Below are 2,284 nucleotides of genomic sequence, written 5' to 3'. Positions count from 1 at the left end.
CATATTATATGGTTAAGTCCTCGATCTATTAGTATTCGTCAGCTCCACATGTCACCATGCTTCCACCTCGAACCTATCAACCTGATCATCTTTCAGGGATCTTACTAGCTTACGCTATGGGAAATCTCATCTTGAGGGGGGCTTCATGCTTAGATGCTTTCAGCACTTATCCCTTCCGCACATAGCTACCCAGCTATGCCCTTGGCAGAACAACTGGTACACCAGCGGTGCGTCCATCCCGGTCCTCTCGTACTAAGGACAGCTCCTCTCAAATTTCCTACGCCCACGACGGATAGGGACCGAACTGTCTCACGACGTTCTGAACCCAGCTCGCGTACCGCTTTAATGGGCGAACAGCCCAACCCTTGGGACCGACTACAGCCCCAGGATGCGATGAGCCGACATCGAGGTGCCAAACCTCCCCGTCGATGTGGACTCTTGGGGGAGATAAGCCTGTTATCCCCGGGGTAGCTTTTATCCGTTGAGCGATGGCCCTTCCATGCGGAACCACCGGATCACTAAGCCCGACTTTCGTCCCTGCTCGACTTGTAGGTCTCGCAGTCAAGCTCCCTTATGCCTTTGCACTCTACGAATGATTTCCAACCATTCTGAGGGAACCTTTGGGCGCCTCCGTTACACTTTAGGAGGCGACCGCCCCAGTCAAACTGCCCACCTGACACTGTCTCCCGGGTCGATAAGACCCGTAGGTTAGAATTTCAATACAGTCAGGGCGGTATCCCACCAGCGCCTCCACCGAAGCTAGCGCTCCGGTTTCAATGGCTCCCGCCTATCCTGTACAAACTGTACCAAAATTCAATATCAGGCTACAGTAAAGCTCCACGGGGTCTTTCCGTCCTGTCGCGGGTAACCTGCATCTTCACAGGTACTATAATTTCACCGAGTCTCTGGTTGAGACAGTGCCCAAATCGTTACACCTTTCGTGCGGGTCGGAACTTACCCGACAAGGAATTTCGCTACCTTAGGACCGTTATAGTTACGGCCGCCGTTTACTGGGGCTTCAGTTCAGAGCTTCGCTTACGCTAACCCCTCTCCTTAACCTTCCAGCACCGGGCAGGTGTCACCCCCTATACTTCGCCTTACGGCTTCGCAGAGAGCTGTGTTTTTGCTAAACAGTCGCTTGGGCCTATTCACTGCGGCTTTCCGTTAAGAAAGCACCCCTTCTCCCGAAGTTACGGGGTCATTTTGCCGAGTTCCTTAACCAGAGTTCTCTCGCACACCTTAGGATTCTCTCCTCGCCTACCTGTGTCGGTTTGCGGTACAGGCACCTTTTATCTCGCTAGAAGCTTTTCTTGGCAGCGGGGAATCAAAGACTTCGCTCCATAAGGAGCTTCCCCATCACAGCTCAGCCTTCACGATAAGCGGATTTGCCTACTTATCAGCCTAACTGCTTGGACGTGCACAACCAATCGCACGCTTCTTCTATCCTTCTGCGTCCCTCCATTGCTCAAACGATAAAGAGGTGGTACAGGAATATCAACCTGTTGTCCATCGCCTACGCCTGTCGGCCTCGGCTTAGGTCCTGACTAACCCTGAGCGGACGAGCCTTCCTCAGGAAACCTTAGGCATTCGGTGGACGGGATTCTCACCCGTCTTTCGCTACTCATACCGGCATTCTCACTTCTAAGCGCTCCACCAGTCCTTCCGGTCTGACTTCACTGCACTTAGAACGCTCCCCTACCACTGATACCATTGGTATCAATTCGCAGCTTCGGTGGTGTATTTAGCCCCGGTACATTTTCGGCGCAGAGTCACTCGACTAGTGAGCTATTACGCACTCTTTAAATGGTGGCTGCTTCTAAGCCAACATCCTAGTTGTCTAAGCAACTCCACATCCTTTTCCACTTAATACACACTTTGGGACCTTAGCTGGCGATCTGGGCTGTTTCCCTCTTGACTACGGATCTTATCACTCGCAGTCTGACTCCTAAGGATAAGTCATTGGCATTCGGAGTTTGACTGAATTCGGTAATCCGATGAGGACCCCTAGTTCAATCAGTGCTCTACCTCCAAGACTCTTACACTTAAGGCTAGCCCTAAAGCTATTTCGGGGAGAACCAGCTATCTCCAGGTTCGATTGGAATTTCTCCGCTACCCACACCTCATCCCCGCACTTTTCAACGTGCGTGGGTTCGGGCCTCCATTCAGTGTTACCTGAACTTCACCCTGGACATGGGTAGATCACCTGGTTTCGGGTCTACGACCACGTACTAAACGCCCTATTCAGACTCGCTTTCGCTGCGGCTCCGCCTCTTCAGCTTAACCT

The 2,284-nt window shown here is 52.2% G+C and carries 1 rRNA gene; it reads right to left on the bottom strand.

The window, feature by feature from the left end:
* Positions 1 to 8: 8 nt before the first annotated feature.
* Positions 9 to 2,284: ribosomal RNA gene (locus tag ACQRBL_RS02590) — 23S ribosomal RNA — on the bottom strand; the annotation flags it as partial.

It is taken from the genome of Bacillus sp. AF62 (genome assembly GCF_050312695.1).
In the GTDB taxonomy this organism is placed as follows: Bacteria; Bacillota; Bacilli; order Bacillales; family Bacillaceae_G; genus Bacillus_A; species Bacillus_A cereus.
This window is presented reverse-complemented; position numbering and strand designations above follow the sequence as displayed.